A 19240-nucleotide genomic window follows, 5' to 3' on the forward strand; every position below is an offset into this window, starting at 1 on the left:
GCATCCATTTCAAGCAATAAGTAGTTAATTATTGTTGCTATTGACTATAAGTCAAAAAGCTGAGCCTATTCAGCTGGTAGTATATTTTGATTAACCCTGAAAAAATTATCTGGGTCGTATTTGTTTTTAATTTTTGCTAGCCTTTCGTAATTATCCTGGTAACTAGCCTTAATTCGTTCCTGCCCTTCATCCATAATAAAGTTTAAATAAGTGCCTCCTGCAGCGTAAGGATGAAGCGCATCCCAATATGCTTTACTCCAACTAGTAATCTTTTCTGCATTTGCGGGGTCCGGATCAACTCCCACAATTACACCTGCATATTTAGCGTCTCGGTAGGCCCATGGCGTATCATGTTTACCTATCCGGCTTGCTGCACCGCTGAGTGGGTACATGTGCATTTGTGACAGAGGTGTAGGTATTTCTGATCCAAATTTTTTATGGACAGCAGCTGCTTCCTGTGGTATATTTGTGTAAAAATCAGCTTTCCAGTACCATTGTAGTCCGGGAGGGAATAGTCCGTCAAATAAGGTTTGCACAGAGGGATAGGGCATTTCTCCTACATGTTCAAATATAGGGTTCATATCCATTACCGAATTGAATATTTCCGGGCCATTTTTACTATTTCCAGAATAACACCATACAATACCGATGAATTTTTTGTGATGTAACTCGGGCGGGAATGGAGGGCCAGGGATGTTTAAAGTCGTGATAAATCCATTGAGCTCATCAGGTGCGTCATGAATAAACCCATGATACCATTCCATTATTTCTTCTGTTTTTTCAATTGGCCAAAGTGTAGGGCCTGCGTAAACTGTCTTGACCGGGTGGGCTTGGAATTTAAAGGAAGTTACAATACCAAAATTCCCTCCACCCCCTCGGATTGCCCAAAAAAGATCGGTATGCTGGGTTTTATTGACTGTTACAAAGCTCCCATCTGCCAAAACCATATCAGCTTCAAGAAGATTATCAATGGTCAATCCATACTTTCGGGACAGATGACCTATACCTCCGCCCAATGTCAAACCGCCAACGCCTGTTGTAGAGATTATCCCTGATGGGACAGCCAGGCCAAAGGGATGGGTAGCATGATCCACTTCCCCCCATATATTACCGCCAGCCACGCGTACTGTACTGTCAGCTGTGTTTACCCGGACATTTTTAATCCTGGATAAATCAATAACTAATCCTTCATCACAAATACCCAAGCCTCCTGCATTATGACCACCTCCACGAACGGCAGTTAGCAGATTAGCTTCTCTACCAAAGTTAACTGCAGCAATGATATCTGCCACATCACTACATTTTATGATCAGCCCGGGCTTTTTAGCTATCATCCCGTTATAGACTTTTCGCTCATTTTCATAAGACGGGCTTTCGGGAAAAATCAAATCTCCTCTGATTGCTCCTGCTAATGCCTCCAGATTTTCCTTTTGAAGTGTGATTGTAGTATTTGACATAAGATCTAATTATCTAAGTGTTCCACTATTTATTCATTATTGTCTCTTTAAGTGACCAGAGAATGGCGAGCACATCCTTTTTAGATATTTCATCAATAGTATGTTGGTCCAAAACCCCCATAATATCGTCCACAACATTCATATATTCCTCGGCACTTATATTCATTCCATGATGCGTAGTGGGCATATCTCGGCCGTTGTACTCCACCGCACCACCGCTGCCGGCACTAAAAAAATCAATGGTGTGTTGCCTGATTTTTGCCAATCGCTCAGGCTGATCAAGGTAAGGCCTGAAACGTGCATTTATAGTTGGATTAACCATGTGCGCTGCAATTACGTCGTCAACAATGGCTGTAATTCCTAATGTTCCGCCTAATCTTGCGAAAAGTGTTTTTGTTGTCAGGGACGTTTTTTGGGTGTTCATCATATAGCTAATTGTAGTTAGTATAAACCTGATTAGAAGTGTTTCTCTATAACACTAAATCTACTGCTAGTAAAGTACATGCAATAGCAAATTTGGGTCTTCTGCAAGCACAATCGATTCAAAGCAGGATCTGGCATTAACTCTGGGAGAATGGCCTGAGGCTTCCGCAGAAGTGCTACTGGCAGTATAGCCTTGATTTACGCAGGCTAAGTGTATTCCTATCAGCCTAACTAGATACGCACAGCAGGGCTAATTTTAAATGTAAAAAGCTAAGAATTATTACCGGACTAATTCGGAAGGCATGATCCCGTATTTTTTCCGAAAACATTTAGCATAATACGAAGGACTGTTAAATCCTGAACTGTAGGCTACATCAGCTACATTTCCTTGATGCCGTTGCAAGGGATTCAGCGATTTTCGAAGTCTGTAATGAAGTAAAAAAACATTCGGTGATTTCCCTGTCAACCGGGTGATTTCCCTGTAAAGTTTGGATTTGCTGATTCCAATGTGTTTTTCGAAATCATCCACTTTTAACCCGGTATTTTGCCACTCGCTTTCAGTGAACTCCATAAAGCTATTTATGAATTTAATCTCCCCAGAAGAAAGCATGTGCACAAGATTTTGATTCAACACTGTACTTAAATTCTCACTTTCGTACAGCTGTTGTACTTCTGTGGAAACCACAATCTCAGCCAGTGATATATAACTCATGCGTTCGGCTGATTTGATGGTATCTTCAAAAATCGATTTTTTTTCAGTTACCGGCACTCCGGCATGTAAACCGATATTCAATTCTGCGAAATTAAGGTGATTCTTGATCCTGAAACTATTAAATTTTTCCTGAATCTTTAGAGCACATAGCACTGCATTGGTTACGGTACGGAATGATAGTAAAAAGCCCTCCCCACTTTGCTTGACGATGGTGCCCTCAAATGATTTTAAAATGGCAATCATCTGAAAATAAACCTGCTGTACTTTTGTGATGCTTGAGAAAGGATTATGGTTGGGAAAGGAATGATGTTCTATATTCACCACCATTATAGTTCTGAAAGCCGGATCGTTGATAATATTTAAGTCCGTATTTTGTGATTTTTCCGGATCTTCTATTCTGCCTAAAAATGATTCGACGATAGTTGTATCTACTTCAATGACTTGATGAGGCACCTCTCCATGAGCCTTTTTATGCATGTCAATGATGGCGTCCTTATTCGGAGCTTCTATCAGACAAAAGGCCGTTTTTCTGACATCGTCAAACCAATAGGTCAAACCCCGACAGCCATATTTATGCTGGATTTTTAAATCCTCTTGGTGAATTTGAGCCACGATCTCCGCCGTAACAGCTTCAGAAACATCGTGACGATCCATGTATATAGGCATTGTTGAATTATTTCTTGAAGAGGTAAATTAACCTATTACTCATCCCAGTCATAAGTTAACTATTCTGGAATTACTTTGCATTATTGTTGAATTTGGCAAGCACGGTAAAGTATATCCGCTAGGTAAATGAAAATCGGCATGGATTCCTCCACTTACTGTTTAAAGTTAATCAAGTAAGCGTGAAATACGATTAGAAATTACAGGCCATTCGCTGATTTTAGAATGATTTGTTTGATCTCATTGCACTTTTGTATATCCAAGGGCTTTGATATATAGCCATATACAGAATTGAATGATGCCGCTCTAATCTTGTCTTCCTCGTTGATGGACGAAGTAAGCATGATCACTTTTACATCATTCTCAAGTTTCATACTTTCTATTCTATTCAAAAAATCCCATCCGCTGATTTTCGGCATGTTGATATCCAATAAAATCCACATTTGGCACAACTCCAAATTATCTTCAGCTACATATAATGCCTTCAGGACGTCTATTGCCTTATTGAAAATTAATATTTCATGTACAAACTCCTCGAAGCCCGAAACAATCAAATATTTCTTGGCAATCAATAAGGAGACCTGATCATCGTCTATAATTAATAGTTTACTCTTCATAATTTAAAAACTCTAAAACAATAGTAGTTCCTATGGCATTTTCACTCATTATTTTAACCCGGCCGCCCAAAGTCTCAATTTGCTTTTTGACAAGATAAAGTCCTATCCCATTTCCGTATTGCGAGTCCTTGAGAGGTCGTTGAATTTTAAACAACTCCTCTCCATACTGCCTCATATCAATCCCTATACCATTATCCTTGATTTTTATCTGTAGGATTGAATTTGTAATCTGCTCAGCATCAATTTCAATCTGCAATTCTCTTTCTGGAGAAACCATTTTAAGAGAATTTGCAAATACATTTAAAAACACGTTTTCAAGGTATTCTCTGACCGAAAACATAACTAAGTCAATCGGTATTTTATTAACCGTAGTGAAGCGGGCATGTGGTTTGGTTTTTCTTAATAGTTCCAAAACCTCCTTAATCAAACTATATAAGGATACCGGTTCCTTCCCACTTTCAAAAACTGAGGTCAGCGAAGTAAATCTATCCAGAGCTATAATAGTCCGGTCGGCTTTTTTAATTTCTTTCTTCAAAAGTCTAAAATAGTTCTGATGCTCATCCTGATCAGTGATTAAATCCATCAAACTGATTAAGCCTACGGCGTTGGCTACATGAGACCGGATGTCATGAGAAACAATTGAGTTATATTCTAAGATTTTCTTATTCTGGAAGGCTGTATAGTCGGCAAGCATTTGTACTTCTGCTCTATTCTTTTCCAATTCGGAAACATCATAGCCCAAGCATAACACCTCCGTCAGTTCATTTTGTGGATTTTTAAGCCCTATGAAATCCCAAAGATTAGTTACCTCTAGTTGATTAGCGTTTGTTTCTTTGACTAATACTCTTCGCTTGGGCTCACTACCGGAGGCTACTTTGAAGAATGCTTCCTTGGCATAGTCTAAATAGGCTGGAGTGACGGCGTGAAAAAATTCCATCCCTTCCCCTGAAGTTTGTAGTGGGTTAACACCCAATTCAGTGGCATAAAAATCGTTGCAAAAGGTTCGAATGCCATCCACTCCTGCTTTACAGATGTAGAAGGTGGAATTGTAAACTAACGATTTATAATTATTTGAAGTTTGAACAGCTTCCATTTCACTCATTCGAAGGTGCTCTGCCAACCCTTTTTCCACTGTAATATCATGAAATACCACATGTAACTCCCTGTCAATCAGCTCAACTTGAACCTCAATCACTTTAGCATTAGCCTCGTATTCAAATGAAAGCTTAGCATAGGAAGCGGTCTGAGAATTGCAAAAATCCCTGATTCTCTCAAATAATGGTAAAACTGATTGGGCAATTTGAAACCTGCCCGATTCAAATTCCTCAAATGTCATGGAATAATCTATCGATAGATTAAACAAGACATTATTTGAAGGAGTCCAAAAAATATCCTTTCCACTCCTATCCAAATACAATCCTCCCAATTTCCCGATGATAGCAGCTGTGTCAGTTACAATTCTTCTTTTTTCAAGTTGTGCAGCTTCCATAGCTAGTGCAGTGTTAGTCTTATGCATATCAAGTAAAACCATTGTCTGTTCAGCCATGGTTTTGAGGAATTCCAACTGTACTTCATCTAGTTTTTGCGGTTGATACCCAAATACACAAAAACTGCCCAAAATGGAATGATCAGGTGCAATGATGGGAAATCCCGCATAAAATCTTGCCCCCGAATCGAGGAAAGCTGAGTGCTCCTTAAAGGTTTCATCCAAGCTTAAATCAGGAATATGCAGGTAGGATAGATTTTCCTTGATCAGATATTGGCAAATGGAATTTGAAACCCTAGTTTCTGTATCGTCAAAGCCCAACCTGGACTTAAACCACTGTCTGTCCTCATCAAAGAATGAAATAAACGCTCCATCTGCATTACAAATTTTTACAGCAATGTTAGTTAGTTTGTCAAATTGATAGCAAGGCTCAGTATCAAGTATATGGTACTCTTTGATCGTCGGAAACATAGGACTCAGTATAAATGTATTTCATGTCTTTAAAAACGCTCTTTAACGAAAGAATTATATTTATTATTAGTATTGTTAAATTAATACCTTTTTTTCTACCAAAAAACTGCAGTCGAATAATTATCAATGCTCTAGTTGTACTATAGTATATAGTTAATAAAACCAAAACTAAAAGATACTGCTTAAATCTTACTCATGAAAATGGGATGAGGGAATGGAGAATCTAGTCAGGATACCTTTTATGAATATACAAGCAGCACCATGACTTATAAACTACCTTTCCTTAACTTCTAAGCAGAAATGATTCAGGAATCCCTCTTATCTCTTCCGTACTTCAAAACAAAAATTATTTGCTGGGTATAGCGGAATCCTATTTTGGCTTTAGGATTTTGCACATTTAACTATCAATCCTTTTTTTGATTTTTATAAAAAAACATACTCCCGCTATCTTCCTTTTTTCACATTAATTATTTAGCTACTTTGATCCTAATAGAACATTGAAGCAGGTATAATAGTTAGGCATTTATGAAGAAAGGAAAAGATTATTTAACCAGCTTTATTGAGCAAAGCCTTGATTTATACTGGATTATAGATTCAACTCTCAGCATTACTTTTGCCAATGCGTCGTACAAAAATGTGATTAAGTCTTTCACAGGTAAAGAGCTCCAAGAAGGCGATCCGGTAATTGTGGAAGAATTTGGCGAAGAATATAAAATAAAATGGAAGAAATTCTATGCTCGTGCATTATTTGGAGAAATTTTTGAAATCCAGGAAAGTTTCTATAACCCTGAAAGCAAAACCGAAGAATTTAGTATTATTAGGTTTAATCCTATAAAAAACAGTGAAGGGCGGGTAATCGAGGTAGCCTGTCATTCCAGAGATATTACTTCTACCATTAGATTAAGTAACGAAGCAGAAAAACTTTTGGATGCCTCACTGGATGTCATTTGTTCTATTTCACAGGATGGTAATTTTATAAAGGTCAGTGCAGCTTGCAAGGAGCTTTGGGGTTATGAAAAACATGAGTTGGTAGGAAAGCCTTTCATTGATTTTGTACTTGACGAAGACAAGGACAAAACAATTGTAGTTACCAGTGAAATACTTTCGGGAAAAACCTTTACCACTTTTGAAAATAGATACATACGAAAAGATGGAGGCGTCGCATTTAACCTATGGTCGGTCCGGTATGACCCTGAAGCAAAAACGTTCTATTGTGTAGCTAGAGATGCAAGCGAGAAAATCAAAAAGGAAGAATTGCTGCTGGAGAGTGAGAATCGATTCAGGTCCTTAGTACAAGAAGGCTCAGACTTAATTGCGATTTTGAACCAGGAAGGAGTGTACACCTATGTTAGTCCCACATCTATGGGTATTCTAGGCATGAGCCCCGATGAGTTTATTGGAAAAAATGCCTTTGACTTTATTCATCCTGAAGATACTGAAAAGGCACTGGATGGTTTAAACAAAATTTTCTCCGAAAGCCGGGTGGTAATAGAGCCTTTTCGATTTCAGAACAAGGCCGGTGAATGGCGATGGGTAGAGACGGTGTTGACAAATATGCTAAACAACCCTTCTATTAGAGGAATTGTGGCAAACTCCAGAGACATTACTGCCGCCAGGAATGAAACCCAACATTTAAAATTGCTGGAAACTGTCGTTACGAACGCAAACGACATAATTTTAATAACAGAAGCAGAACCACAAGATAAGCCGGGGCCTAGGATAGTGTATGTCAATGATGCGTTCACCAAACTTACCGGATATACTCGGGAGGAAGTAATAGGTAAAACACCCAGAATCCTTCAGGGTCCCAAGTCTGATTACGCGGCGTTGGAAAAGCTAGGTAAAGCACTAAGGAATTGGGAACCCTATGAAATAACAGCGGTAAATTATAAAAAAAACGGAGAGGAATTCTGGATAAATTTCACCGTAATTCCTGTTGCCAATGAGCGCGGCTGCTACACGCATTGGTTTGCTATAGAGCGGGATGTCACGGAAAAGAAAAATCTCGAAATAGCCAAAGATTTAACTGCTAAAACGAGTGCCCTTTTTAATGAGGAGTTTGATTTACACAGCGCTTTAACTAAACTTTGTCAAGAAGTTGCTGTTCTCGGACAGTTTAGTTTTTGTGAAATCTGGCTTACCGATATACAGGAAAGATTTCTTGAACTGAAAGCGTTTCATCAAAAAGATGAGGCAGCAACTATATTTTACAGGAATTCAAAACAAGATAGAGTCTTCGAAAAAGGCCATGGTTTACCAGGATCAATTTGGGAGAATAATAAGTCAATCATCTGGGAAAATAAAGGGGAAAATCACCAGCTTCTCACTAGATCTACTGGAGCCGATAAGGCAGGAATCAAAACGATTGTAGGGTTTCCATTGAATTATCATGACAAATTCATAGGAGTTCTTCAATTTGGAACCCAATCAACTACCAAAAATATAGAGTGGATTGTAAAAATTCTGAGGGAACTCGGTCTATTTATAGGCTCTGAGATCGCAAGAAAGAAAACAGAAATTGAGCTTTCGAAGATATTTGAGTTTGCTCCAGATGTAATAGCCATCGCTGGCTTCGATGGATTTTTTAAAACTGTAAATCCTTATACCTCTAAATTGCTTGGATATTCAGATAAGGAGCTCACATCTAAGCCTTTTTCTGAGTTTATACATCCAGATGATGTGGAAGGAACCCAAGAAGAATTGAGCAAGCTACCATCGGGGGCTCCTATTTATAATTTAAGAAATAGATACATCACTAAAACTGGAGAGATAAAAACAATCAGTTGGAACATCTCTCCTTCCATTGAGGACGGACTTGTGTTTTATGTAGGAAAGGATATATCAGAGGAAATCAAGATTGCTAGTCTTCTCAAGAATGTCAATCAACTATCCCGTATTGGGAGCTGGGAAATAGACATGATACATCAGACCTTGTACTGGTCTGATATGGTATATGAAATACATGAAGCTGACATGAATTTGCAAGTCAATCTCCAAAATGCAATTGATTTTTATCGCAGCGATTACCATGACTTAGTCAAATCAGAGCTAGGGAAATGCATAAAATCCGGTTCATCGTTTGATTTCGAAGCCATTATCGTAACGACCAAAAACAAGGAGGTATGGGTAAGAGCAATGGGAAGGGCAGAAATGATGAATGGGGAACCTGTGCGAATTTATGGCAGCTTCCAAGATATAAATCAAAAGAAAACCACGGAAATAAGATTAAAATCCATAGCCAACAATCTTCCAGGTGCTATTGTCCAGTTTCAACTATTTCCTGACGGAACTGACCAACTACTGCACTTGTCCAAAGGCTCTGAGAAACTTTGGGAAATAGACGTGGAGGCAGGAATGAAGAATAATGCACTGATATGGGATCAAATCAGTGAAGCTGGGGATTTAGATAAGGTTCGAGCAAGTATAAATGAGTCTATGACTTCCATGACAGCTTGGCATGTGCATTTTAGAAGCAAATCACCTAATGGCAAAATCAAGTGGCTGGAAGGCTCAGGCACACCTAGAAAGCAAGCCGATGGAAGTACCATTTGGGATTCTATTATATTGGATATTACCAATCTAAAAGAAGCGGAAGAGCTTCTTGCCACGGCCTCAAAGATGGCCAGAGTAGCCAGCTGGGAGTTGAGTCTGCAGGGAAATAAAGATCCAAAGATGTATTGGTCTCCCCTTCTTAAAGACATTCTTGAAATTGATCAAGCATTTGACCCTCCATTAGGATTTGGGCTGAATTTACATAAAGAACCTAGCCGATCCATTCTTAAAGAAGCTATGACTCAGCTCGTTCAAACAGGGGAAGTTTTTGATCTGGAATTAAACTTACTCACCGCCAAAGGAAATGACAGATGGGTCAGAATTATTGGAAATGCTAAAATCAGAAACAATAAGGTAGTTCAGATATTTGGGAGCTTTCAAGACATCCATTTACGAAAAATTGCTGAATTAAATCAAATAAAATTACTAGAAGACAAAAATAAAATCCTTGAAAGTATCGGGGATGCTTTTTTTGCTGTGGATAAAAAATGGATTGTAACTTACTGGAACCGCATTGCAGAAGTGATTTTCGGTAAAAAAAGGGAGGATATTGTTGGCAGATCTCTCTGGGAGGAGTATTCGGATATGCTTGACACCAAATTCTACTCAAAGTACCACTATGCCATGGAAACTCAGGAAACTGTAAGTTTTGAGGAGTTTTATGAAACTTCACAACAATGGGTTGAGGTGACTGCCTACCCTTCTTCAGATGGCTTATCTGTATTTTTTAAGGATATCACTAACAAAAAAGAGTTTGATTTGAAAATCCAAGAGGCAAATGAGCGATTTGAAAAAGCTACCGAAGCCACTGCAGATGCCATTTGGGATTGGGATATAGTAAATGATAAATTCTACAGAGGGAATAAATTCATAGATTTATTCGGGTATGAGATAGATTACACACAGAATCATTTGAAATTCTACGAAAAAAATTTCCACAAGCACGATTTACCCAAATTAAAAGAAAGCGTTAATAATGCATTGTTAAATCCAGAAGTTACTAAATGGGAATTTCAATATAGAATAAATCATCCTTCAGGGATTATAAAAAGGGTTCTTGATAAAGGCGTTATTATAAGAGATTCTACTGGTAAGGCCATACGGATGATTGGTGCGATAACAGATATAACTTACATTATCGACCATGAGAAAGAGCTATTAGATTTAAATCATATTCTGCAAACGAAACTTACAGAACTAGAAAGCGCTTATGAAGAATTAGAACAATTCACCTATATCGCCTCCCATGATTTACAAGAGCCACTGAGAATGGTGAGTAGCTTTATGGATCAGTTGAAAAGGAAATATGGCGATCAGATGGATGATAAAGCGCATCAATATATTGAGTTTGCCATAGATGGTGCTAAAAGAATGAAGCAAATCATCCTTGATCTCCTGGAATATTCAAGAGCCGGAAAAATTCAGGAGGCACTGCAGTCCATTGATCTGAATCAGTGTTTAGAAGAATATAAAATTCTACGACGAAAAGTAATAGCTGAAAAAAAAGCTGTATTAGTTACTGATACACTACCGATCATTGAAACCTACACTACTCCTTTGGTACAAGTATTACACAATTTGTTAGATAATGCGATCAAATATTCTAAGAATAATGTACAGCCTATTGTCCAGATTTCATGTAAAGACAGAAATGAATTCTGGGAGATATGTATTCAAGACAACGGTATCGGCATAGACAATAAGTACTTTAATAAGATTTTCGTTATCTTCCAAAGATTACACGACAGAGATCAATTTGCAGGTACAGGTATTGGCTTATCCATTGTAAAGAAACAAATTGAGTTTTTAGGTGGAAACATTTGGATTGAATCCAAAATTAATGAAGGATCAAAATTCTATTTTACTATCCCTAAATGAAAGAAAAATGAAGAAAGTACATATACTATTAGTGGAAGACAATGAAGGTGATATTGTTTTGACTTTAGAAGCATTTGAGGAAGGCAAAATAAAAACCAAAATTAGTGTAGTTAAGAACGGACAAGATGCGCTGGATTACCTTTATAATAGAGGAAAATATGAAAAGGCAGAGAAACCGGATCTAATATTATTGGACATCAATATCCCCATTATCACAGGACTAGATGTATTAAAGGAAGTCAAAACTGACACAAAACTAAAAAAAATACCTGTGATAGTGTTAACGACCTCATCAAATGAAAAAGATATAAATATGGCCTATCAAAATCATGCTAATAGCTATATAGTAAAACCTATTGAGCTGGAAGACTTTTTGAAGGCGGTCTTGAAAATTGAGGAATTCTGGATCCAACTTACCACTTTAGCTAAATAAATTAAATTCAATGAGTGATACTGGTCAATTAATACAAGTGCTCGTTATAGAAGATAATCCGGGAGATTATTTGCTAGTAGAAGATTTCCTTTTAGAAAAGTTTACTGCCATAAAAATAACGCATTGTAAAAGCTTCTCTGATGGTAAAAAACTATTACATGAGAATGTAAAATTCTCTGTAATTTTATTGGACTTAATTCTTCAAGATCTGCAAAGAGAAAAATTAGTAGATAACGTGCAAAAAACTTTCAAAAACACACCAATAATTGTTCTTACCGGATATACAGATTTAAACCTAGCAAGAGCTTTACTCGCTAAGGGAGTTTCTGACTTTTTATTGAAGGATGAAATTAACCCTGAGATACTTTATAAAACAGTTGTTTATGCGATAGAAAGAGAAAACTTCATTATAGGTCTTGAAAATTCCAAAAATACCTATCAAAATTTGTTTGATTTCACTCCACAACCCATGTGGCTATTTGATAATGAATCGCTGCTATTTTTGGATGTAAATGAAGCTACTATTGAAAAATATGGTTATTCCAGAGATGAATTTCTCAAGATGACAATTAAAGATATTCGTCCAACAAGCGAAAATATATTTCTGAATCAGAGTTTAGCCGAAAGAAGTATTATCAAAAACACATTCTTTAGTGGAATATTTGTTCATTTGCTTAAATCCGGCGAAAAAATACAAGTAGAAATTTACAGCAGATTCTTTGAATATAACTCTAGTAAAGCCACGCTAGTGCTTGCCAATGATATAACAGAAAAACTACATCACATGAACGTGATTGAAAGTCAAAATGATAAGTTAAGAAAAATAGCTTGGACACAATCACATGAAACCCGAGCTCCATTAGCACGGCTGATGGGTTTGGTAAATCTGCTGGAAATTGATTCAGTCCCTAATAAAGACGTGAAATTTTTATTCGAGCAGCTTAAATTATCTGCAAATGAATTGGATGAAATTATATGTAAAATGGTAAAGGAATCTAAAACCATAAATTCAAAAAATGAATAAAAATATTTTATTAGTCGATGACGATCCTATTTCCCAATTAATTGCATCTAAATTGATTAGGAAATTTGAAACAGATATTACTATTTCTACTCATTTAAATGGAAAGGTAGCTCTTGAGTTTCTGACGAAGGAATTTAATGCCTTAGATTCATTTATTGTTTTATTAGATATTAATATGCCTGTCATGAATGGCTGGGAATTTCTTGATGAGTTGGCCCAGGTATCGTTTTGTGCTAAAATTAAAATTTACATAGTATCATCCTCCACGGATGAAGAAGATTTACTCAAAGCCAGCACCTATACTAATGTGGCTAAATTTATTTCCAAGCCCATTAAAAATAAGGATTACGAAGAGATACTGAACCAACCATTTAAATGAGATAATAATCGAGACTCATTTGCGCTAGAGTTTCGCAAAAATCCTACGCCAATCAAAAGTTGCAGTAGAAAAAAACCCATATTTATTTTTTCGGTACAGCCATTTCCCCAATAATCACATATTTTGTCAATCCTTGTGAAAATGAAGGCAAACTTTGATCAACCTATTCTTATTTCTCTAATGCGAATTTCTAATAAGTTAATACTTTCCTGTGGCGTATCACTGGCTTTTTTTTCCGGTTGCACGCCAGAAAAATCCCCTTTTGATGTTTCTCCGGCTGACTCCATGGATCCAAAACGAATGGAAGCTCCCTACCCTGCCATCAGTATACCTGAAGATGCAGATATGGAATCTCCAGTTTGGAAGGGCATAGATCTAAGTCCTCAACCGCCAGTAATACCTCTCTCTGCCAATGAGGAACTGAAAACCTTTATCCTTCAGCCGGGCTATAAACTAGAGCCTATCCTTTCCGAACCTCAGATCAGGGAACCTGCAGCTATTCAGTTTGACGGAAATGGGCGCATGTATGTACTGGAACTAAGAACCTACATGCAGGACATCGACGCCAATGGAGAGCTGATGCCTACTTCAAGAATTTCCAGATGGGAAGACCAGGACAATGATGGCGTTTACGAAACAAGTGTCATTTTCTTAGACAGCCTTGTATTTCCTCGATATGTAGTTCCTTTTGGGAAAAACACCATTTTATCCATGGAGTCAAATGAGGACAATGTCTATAAATACACCGATACAGACGGTGATGGGAAGGCTGACAAAAAAGAGCTCTTCGCCTCAGGGCTGGGAAGATCAGGCAACGTAGAGCATCAGACCAGCTTCCTGACTTGGACCATGGACAACTGGATGTATAGCACCTATAACTCCCGAAGAATCCGCTGGACTCCTGACGGAGTAATCCAAGAATCCGCTGGAAATCCATACGGTCAATGGGGAGTAACTCAAGATAATTATGGACAGACTTGGTTTCAGGACGGAGCTGGCGGAGTGCCTCAAAACTTTCAATTCCCACTTGTCTATGGCAATTTTGGGGTAAAAGGGCAGTACAAAGATGGTTTTAGAGAACCATTTAGCTTGATTAAATTAGCGGATTTCCAACCTGGAATGCGTGAAACCAAACCTGATGGTTCGCTTAGTAATGTGACTGGATCTGCAGGAAATGATGTATTTCGTGGAGATCGACTTCCTAAGGAAATTCAAAATCAATACTTCTATGGTGAGCCAGTAGGACGCATTGTCCGTCAAGTTAAGGTAGAAAAGTCAGAAGGTCTTTCTTACCTCCAAAATCCCTACAGAGAGGCTCAATCCGAGTTTATCCAATCTGCAGATCCACTTTTCAGACCAGTGGATATCGCTACGGCTCCCGATGGCACTATGTATATCGTAGATATGTATCGTGGAATCATACAACAGGGCAACTGGACCCAGGATGGAAGCTACTTGCGTACCAAAATCCAACAGTACCAAATGGATGACATCGCTGGCAATGGCCGAATCTGGAGATTGACTTATGAGGGAATGGAAAGAAACAAGGAGAAGCCAAGAATGTACGAAGAGACTTCTGCCGAACTAGTTCGCCATCTTAGCAATCCAAATGGCTGGTGGAGAGATCAGGCCCAGCAGCTAATCATCCTCAATCAGGATAAATCAGTGGTGAAAGATTTGGAAAATTTGTTAAACACTTCTGAAAACGAACTGACCCGCATTCATGCATTATGGACTCTTGAGGGATTAAATTCCCTTGAACTTTCTATGGTCAAAAAGCTGATGAAAGATTCCAGTCCTCAGATTCGCATTCAGGCACTCAGAGCAAGTGAAAGTCTCTATAAATATGGGGAGAAGAGTTTGGCAGCGGATTACAGGGAAATGATCAAAGACTCATCCACAGATGTTGCACTGCAAGCATTACTTAGTGCCTATGTATTGAATATTGACCAAGTAGAAGCGTTGATCAATACTATCCTAAAAGAGAATCAATCCGAAGGGATTCAAATTGTTGGAACCCAGCTTTTGGAGCGAATGGCAAAAGAGAAAGAATTAGCAGCTACGCAATATGCACCACAGGAATTGGCATTATTCACTAAGGGTAAAAGCATTTTTGATAGCTACTGCTCTACCTGCCATGGTGTAAAGGGACTCGGAACACCTACAGGCGGAGGAGAGTTGATTGCTCCAGCTTTCTCAGGATCTCCTAGATTGATGAGCCATCCGGAGTATGCTGTTAAAACCCTTCTCCATGGGCTCACAGGTGCGCTCGAAGGTAAGGAATATGAAGGTGTAATGATTGCCATGGAAAGCAACGATGACGAGTATATCGCTTCTGTGGTATCCTACATACGAAATGATTTCGGCAATTCTGGAAGCTTTGTGAGTCCGGAATTTGTAGCTCAACTAAGAAAAGAAACAGAAGGAAGGGATGGAACTTACCAGTTTGATGAGCTTATAGAAGAAATCCCAAAGGCACTTACTCTACAGGATAATTGGAAAATCACAGCCAGCAGCACAGCATTGCAGGGAGTTGGCTCCACCAAAGATCCTTCTTATGCTTTCAGTTTCAAGGGTTGGCAAACAGATGGTCCCCAGAAATCCGGCATGTGGTTCCAGATCGAGCTTCCCAAAGAAAGAAACTTAACGGAGCTTCAGTTTAACGCTGGCGAAAAAGAGTTTCCAAGAAAATACAGCGTTTCAATTTCTTCTGATGGCAAAAACTGGATTAAAGTAGCCGATGGATCCAGAGAAGCAGGGATGAATACTATCCAGTGGAAGTCCGGCGAAAATGCAAGATTTCTGAAAATAGAAGTAACTGAAAATGGCGATGAGGCATGGGCTATGAAGCAACTGACACTATTTGCGAGGTGAGTTGATTTACTATAATTCTTAATAGGTTAAAACCTTGATAGGGCAAACTTTCTTTTAAAGATGTCATTGTTTCTCACAATTTACCACACACTACTAACGCCTACAATTCCCTTTCTACCCAAGAAATCCTATTTTTGCCGCCCATGCTTCAAGATTTCGATCCACTTTCCTTTGACCTCCCTGTAGCGGAGATTATTCCACAAGTACAATCCCAGCTTTCCAAAGCTAATTCTTTGATTGTCCAGGCTCCTCCCGGTGCGGGAAAAAGCACCTTGCTACCGCTGACTTTACTGAATGAGCCTTGGCTGGCTGGAAAGAAGATTATTATGCTGGAACCCCGGCGATTAGCCACCAAGACCATCGCCCAGCGTATGGCATCCATGACGGATACCAAGTTGGGGGATCTTATTGGTTATAGGATTCGTTTTGAATCAGCTATTTCTGCTAATACTAGACTAGAGGTAATCACGGAGGGGATTTTAACCCGCATGCTTCATTCGGACAATGCACTGGAAGATGTGGGACTGGTAATTTTTGATGAGTTTCACGAGCGAAATCTTCATTCTGAAGTGGCGCTGGCTCTCTGTCGTGAGGTGCAGCAAGTCCTAAGGCCTGAGCTGCGGATCTTGCTGATGTCCGCAACGATAGATGCCAAGATGCTTTCAGGAATGCTTACGTCCACCGTGATCGAGAGCAAGGGTCGGCAGTATCCCGTGGAAGTGAATTACATGAAAGAGGTAGATGAATATGCGATTGGGGAAGATGCAGCTAGGCAGATTATTCCATTGACTAAAGTTCATATCGGTGATTTTTTGGTTTTCCTACCTGGGCAAGGAGAGATTCGAAAAGCCCTGGAGATTTTGAGAAAGGCATTACCGGATGATCTGGTGCTGCCTCTTTATGGGCAATTATCATCCGGAGATCAGAATAGGGCCATCATGCCCCATCCTTCGGGGAAAAGAAAGATTGTACTTGCCACAGATATTGCAGAAACTTCCCTAACCATCGAGGGGGTAACGGTGGTGGTTGATTCAGGCTTTGCCAAATCATCCAAGTTTGATCCCAGGTCCGGACTTTCCAGACTGGTGTTGCATAGAATCAGCAAGGATTCGGCAGAGCAGCGAAGTGGTAGAGCAGGTCGATTGACCGCGGGTCATAGCTATAGACTTTGGACTAAAGCCATTCAAAATCAACTCAATGATTACCGTACGCCTGAATTGATGGAAGCCGACCTGACAGGTTTAGTGCTGGACATGAAAGCCTGGGGCAAGCAGGACATTCGCGCTATGACTTGGCTTACGCCTCCCCCCGCAGGCACCTTGGCATTGGCAGAAAAGACATTGGAATCCATAGAAGCTATAGTGGATGGAGAACTGACACCACACGGTAAGGAAGTTCATAAGTTGCCTACCCATCCGCGTATTGGCCACATGCTGATCAATGCAGAGGCAATCGACCAACTGGGTTTGGCTACCGATATAGCGGCTATTTTGGATGAACGTGATCCATTGGGGCCTGATGCGGGTGTAGATTTGAATTTGAGAATCGAAGCCCTACGGAGATTTCGCAAACATAATGTGAGCATCCCTAGAATCAAGAAAATAGAAAAGATGGCTGCATCCTATCGTAGGATGTTTTCTATACAGCCTGATAATGGCCCGGTTGATCCATGGCAGACAGGTTTGCTACTCGCCTATGCATATCCTGAGCGGATAGCAGCAGCCAGACCAGGCAATAATGCCCAGTTCCAGTTGGCCAATGGTAAAATTGCTCAGATTGGTCACAAGGATGAGCTGGCACATGAATCATGGCTTGCCGTGGCCCACGTGGATGCTCGGGAAGGAATGGGGAAAATCTGGATGGCTGCTCCCATCAACCCAAAAGATTTGGCTCCCATGCTGAAGACCAAAGAAGTATTGAAATGGGATAGAAAAAAAGGCGGACTTCAGGCTCATTCTGAGATTAGGATAGGATCTATTATCCTTGGCACCCGGCCTTTGGCAAAATATCAATCTGGTGATGTAACAGAGGCGATAATGGAAGCCATCCGTGAGGATGGCGAGTATTTATTGGATTTCAATGAAGAAGTGGAACAATTAATTTTGCGAGTGCAATCCTTAAAACAGTGGGATCCAAAACAGAATTGGCCTGATTGGTCTATCGCGTCACTTTGTGAAAAACCAGAAACTTGGATAGCACCGTACTGTGAAGGAATCCAGAAAAATGATGATTTCAGAAAGTTAAACATCAGTCAAATACTCATGCAATCCCTTGCTTTTGAGCAGCAAAATACATTGGAACGGCTTGCTCCACAATGCATAGAAGTCCCTTCAGGAAGTAAGATCAAATTGGAATATAGAAAAGAGGATATCCCGCTACTTGCGGTGAGACTTCAGGAATTGTTTGGGTTGTTGGAAACTCCTACGGTCAACAATGGAAAAATAAACGTCTTAATTGAGATGCTTTCTCCAGGATACAAGCCAGTGCAGCTGACTCAGGATCTGAAAAGCTTTTGGAAGAATGGTTATTTCGAAGTGAAGAAAGAACTGAAAAGACGCTATCCCAAGCATGAATGGCCGGAAGATCCTATCTCAGCCGCTGCCGTTCGAGGTGTGAAGAGACGGTCTTAAGCCGCTGCAGACACAGGGTTATCCAGATTATCCAAGTAATTCAAGAATTTTAGAAATGATGCTATGCTATAAGGCGTCATTTCTTGGCTGTTGATTTTTTCTAAGAAGAATTGACGGAGGACGGGATAATCTTTAGCATTATAGAGCCTACTTAATGCAGTAGATCGAAAAGCCGATTCCACTAAATTAAAAGGTTCAAAAAAATTCTCCTTTTGATGAAGGAATTCCTGCTCAAGGCTGACAGGATCAATCATCTGATCCAACCAGTGAAAACCAGACTTTAAAAAGAAGTCTTCGGCTGAATGAATTACTTCAGACAACTCATTTTCATCCGATATGATCATTCTTTGTGGGTATATATTCCCCAAATTATGCGGTGTTTGGGTAAGCGTGATCGATTGCTCCGCATAACTAACTGGTGCTGGAAGGTATTTTTGTATCAATTCCTCAACAGCATTGATGCGAATAGCCACGTGATATGCCAGGTAATTTCCCTTCGATCCTTCTACATAATGTACGAACACAACTTGCTTTCCATGTGCAAATTCCCTTTCAAAAAACAATTGAGATTGGTTAAATACAAATCCATGATCCGTAAAAAACTCATCGTGCAGGCAAACAACGTCCAATTTTCTCATAAC

12 protein-coding genes are annotated in these 19240 nt (G+C 39.4%); 6 read left to right on the plus strand and 6 right to left on the minus strand.

The genetic code is table 11. The annotated features are described in order from the left end of the window. Positions 1 to 65: 65 nt before the first annotated feature. The 5 genes from U3A58_RS16700 to U3A58_RS16720 all read right to left on the minus strand — a co-directional run bounded on the left by U3A58_RS16700 (position 66) and on the right by U3A58_RS16720 (position 5829). Positions 66 to 1457: an FAD-binding oxidoreductase gene (locus tag U3A58_RS16700; RefSeq protein ID WP_323825325.1), complete on the minus strand. Its 1392-nt coding sequence runs from the start codon at positions 1455 to 1457 to the stop codon at positions 66 to 68. A gap of 25 nt (positions 1458 to 1482) precedes the next feature. Beyond that, positions 1483 to 1884 (minus strand): group I truncated hemoglobin, encoded by a 402-nt coding sequence (locus U3A58_RS16705; RefSeq protein ID WP_323825327.1) that lies wholly within the window; start codon positions 1882 to 1884, stop codon positions 1483 to 1485. A 276-nt stretch (positions 1885 to 2160) separates the two neighbouring features. Then, positions 2161 to 3258, minus strand: a complete 1098-nt coding sequence (locus tag U3A58_RS16710) for a nickel-binding protein (RefSeq protein ID WP_323825329.1) — start codon at positions 3256 to 3258, stop codon at positions 2161 to 2163. A 197-nt stretch (positions 3259 to 3455) separates the two neighbouring features. Next, on the minus strand, positions 3456 to 3872 hold the full coding sequence (locus U3A58_RS16715; RefSeq protein WP_323825331.1) for a response regulator: 417 nt from the start codon (positions 3870 to 3872) through the stop codon (positions 3456 to 3458). Beyond that, a complete protein-coding gene (locus U3A58_RS16720; protein WP_323825333.1) occupies positions 3862 to 5829 on the minus strand; it encodes a GAF domain-containing sensor histidine kinase in 1968 nt (655 codons plus the stop codon). The genes U3A58_RS16715 and U3A58_RS16720 overlap by 11 nt, the downstream gene beginning before the upstream one ends. A gap of 525 nt (positions 5830 to 6354) precedes the next feature. Between U3A58_RS16720 and U3A58_RS16725 the strand changes: the two genes are divergently transcribed. The 6 genes from U3A58_RS16725 to hrpB all read left to right on the plus strand — a co-directional run bounded on the left by U3A58_RS16725 (position 6355) and on the right by hrpB (position 18599). After that, positions 6355 to 11259, plus strand: a complete 4905-nt coding sequence (locus tag U3A58_RS16725; RefSeq protein ID WP_323825335.1) for a PAS domain S-box protein — start codon at positions 6355 to 6357, stop codon at positions 11257 to 11259. A 7-nt stretch (positions 11260 to 11266) separates the two neighbouring features. Beyond that, positions 11267 to 11692: a response regulator gene (locus U3A58_RS16730; protein WP_323825337.1), complete on the plus strand. Its 426-nt coding sequence runs from the start codon at positions 11267 to 11269 to the stop codon at positions 11690 to 11692. Positions 11693 to 11702: 10 nt separating this feature from the next. Next, complete coding sequence (locus U3A58_RS16735; RefSeq protein ID WP_323825339.1) at positions 11703 to 12716, plus strand: response regulator; 1014 nt, start codon at positions 11703 to 11705, stop codon at positions 12714 to 12716. Beyond that, positions 12709 to 13095: a response regulator gene (locus U3A58_RS16740; RefSeq protein ID WP_323825341.1), complete on the plus strand. Its 387-nt coding sequence runs from the start codon at positions 12709 to 12711 to the stop codon at positions 13093 to 13095. The genes U3A58_RS16735 and U3A58_RS16740 overlap by 8 nt, the downstream gene beginning before the upstream one ends. 141 nt (positions 13096 to 13236) lie before the next feature. Continuing rightward, positions 13237 to 15969 (plus strand): DUF7133 domain-containing protein, encoded by a 2733-nt coding sequence (locus tag U3A58_RS16745; protein ID WP_323825343.1) that lies wholly within the window; start codon positions 13237 to 13239, stop codon positions 15967 to 15969. Between the two features lie 143 nt (positions 15970 to 16112). Next, on the plus strand, positions 16113 to 18599 hold the full coding sequence (gene hrpB / locus U3A58_RS16750; RefSeq protein WP_323825345.1) for an ATP-dependent helicase HrpB: 2487 nt from the start codon (positions 16113 to 16115) through the stop codon (positions 18597 to 18599). Here the strand turns inward: hrpB and U3A58_RS16755 are convergent. Next, positions 18596 to 19237 (minus strand): hypothetical protein, encoded by a 642-nt coding sequence (locus U3A58_RS16755; protein WP_323825347.1) that lies wholly within the window; start codon positions 19235 to 19237, stop codon positions 18596 to 18598. The genes hrpB and U3A58_RS16755 overlap by 4 nt on opposite strands. Positions 19238 to 19240 lie beyond the last annotated feature (3 nt).

It is taken from the genome of Algoriphagus persicinus, assembly GCF_035156415.1.
GTDB classification, from domain to species: Bacteria; Bacteroidota; Bacteroidia; order Cytophagales; family Cyclobacteriaceae; genus Algoriphagus; species Algoriphagus persicinus.

Coding starts and splice junctions, on each gene's coding strand:
- U3A58_RS16740 (WP_323825341.1), top strand. CDS start 12,709: ATGAATAAAAATATTTTATTAGTCGATGACGATCCTATTTCCCAATTA.
- U3A58_RS16730 (WP_323825337.1), top strand. CDS start 11,267: ATGAAGAAAGTACATATACTATTAGTGGAAGACAATGAAGGTGATATT.
- U3A58_RS16725 (WP_323825335.1), top strand. CDS start 6,355: ATGAAGAAAGGAAAAGATTATTTAACCAGCTTTATTGAGCAAAGCCTT.
- U3A58_RS16720 (WP_323825333.1), bottom strand. CDS start 5,829: ATGTTTCCGACGATCAAAGAGTACCATATACTTGATACTGAGCCTTGC.
- U3A58_RS16735 (WP_323825339.1), top strand. CDS start 11,703: ATGAGTGATACTGGTCAATTAATACAAGTGCTCGTTATAGAAGATAAT.
- hrpB (WP_323825345.1), top strand. CDS start 16,113: ATGCTTCAAGATTTCGATCCACTTTCCTTTGACCTCCCTGTAGCGGAG.
- U3A58_RS16710 (WP_323825329.1), bottom strand. CDS start 3,258: ATGCCTATATACATGGATCGTCACGATGTTTCTGAAGCTGTTACGGCG.
- U3A58_RS16705 (WP_323825327.1), bottom strand. CDS start 1,884: ATGATGAACACCCAAAAAACGTCCCTGACAACAAAAACACTTTTCGCA.
- U3A58_RS16700 (WP_323825325.1), bottom strand. CDS start 1,457: ATGTCAAATACTACAATCACACTTCAAAAGGAAAATCTGGAGGCATTA.
- U3A58_RS16715 (WP_323825331.1), bottom strand. CDS start 3,872: ATGAAGAGTAAACTATTAATTATAGACGATGATCAGGTCTCCTTATTG.
- U3A58_RS16745 (WP_323825343.1), top strand. CDS start 13,237: ATGAAGGCAAACTTTGATCAACCTATTCTTATTTCTCTAATGCGAATT.
- U3A58_RS16755 (WP_323825347.1), bottom strand. CDS start 19,237: ATGAGAAAATTGGACGTTGTTTGCCTGCACGATGAGTTTTTTACGGAT.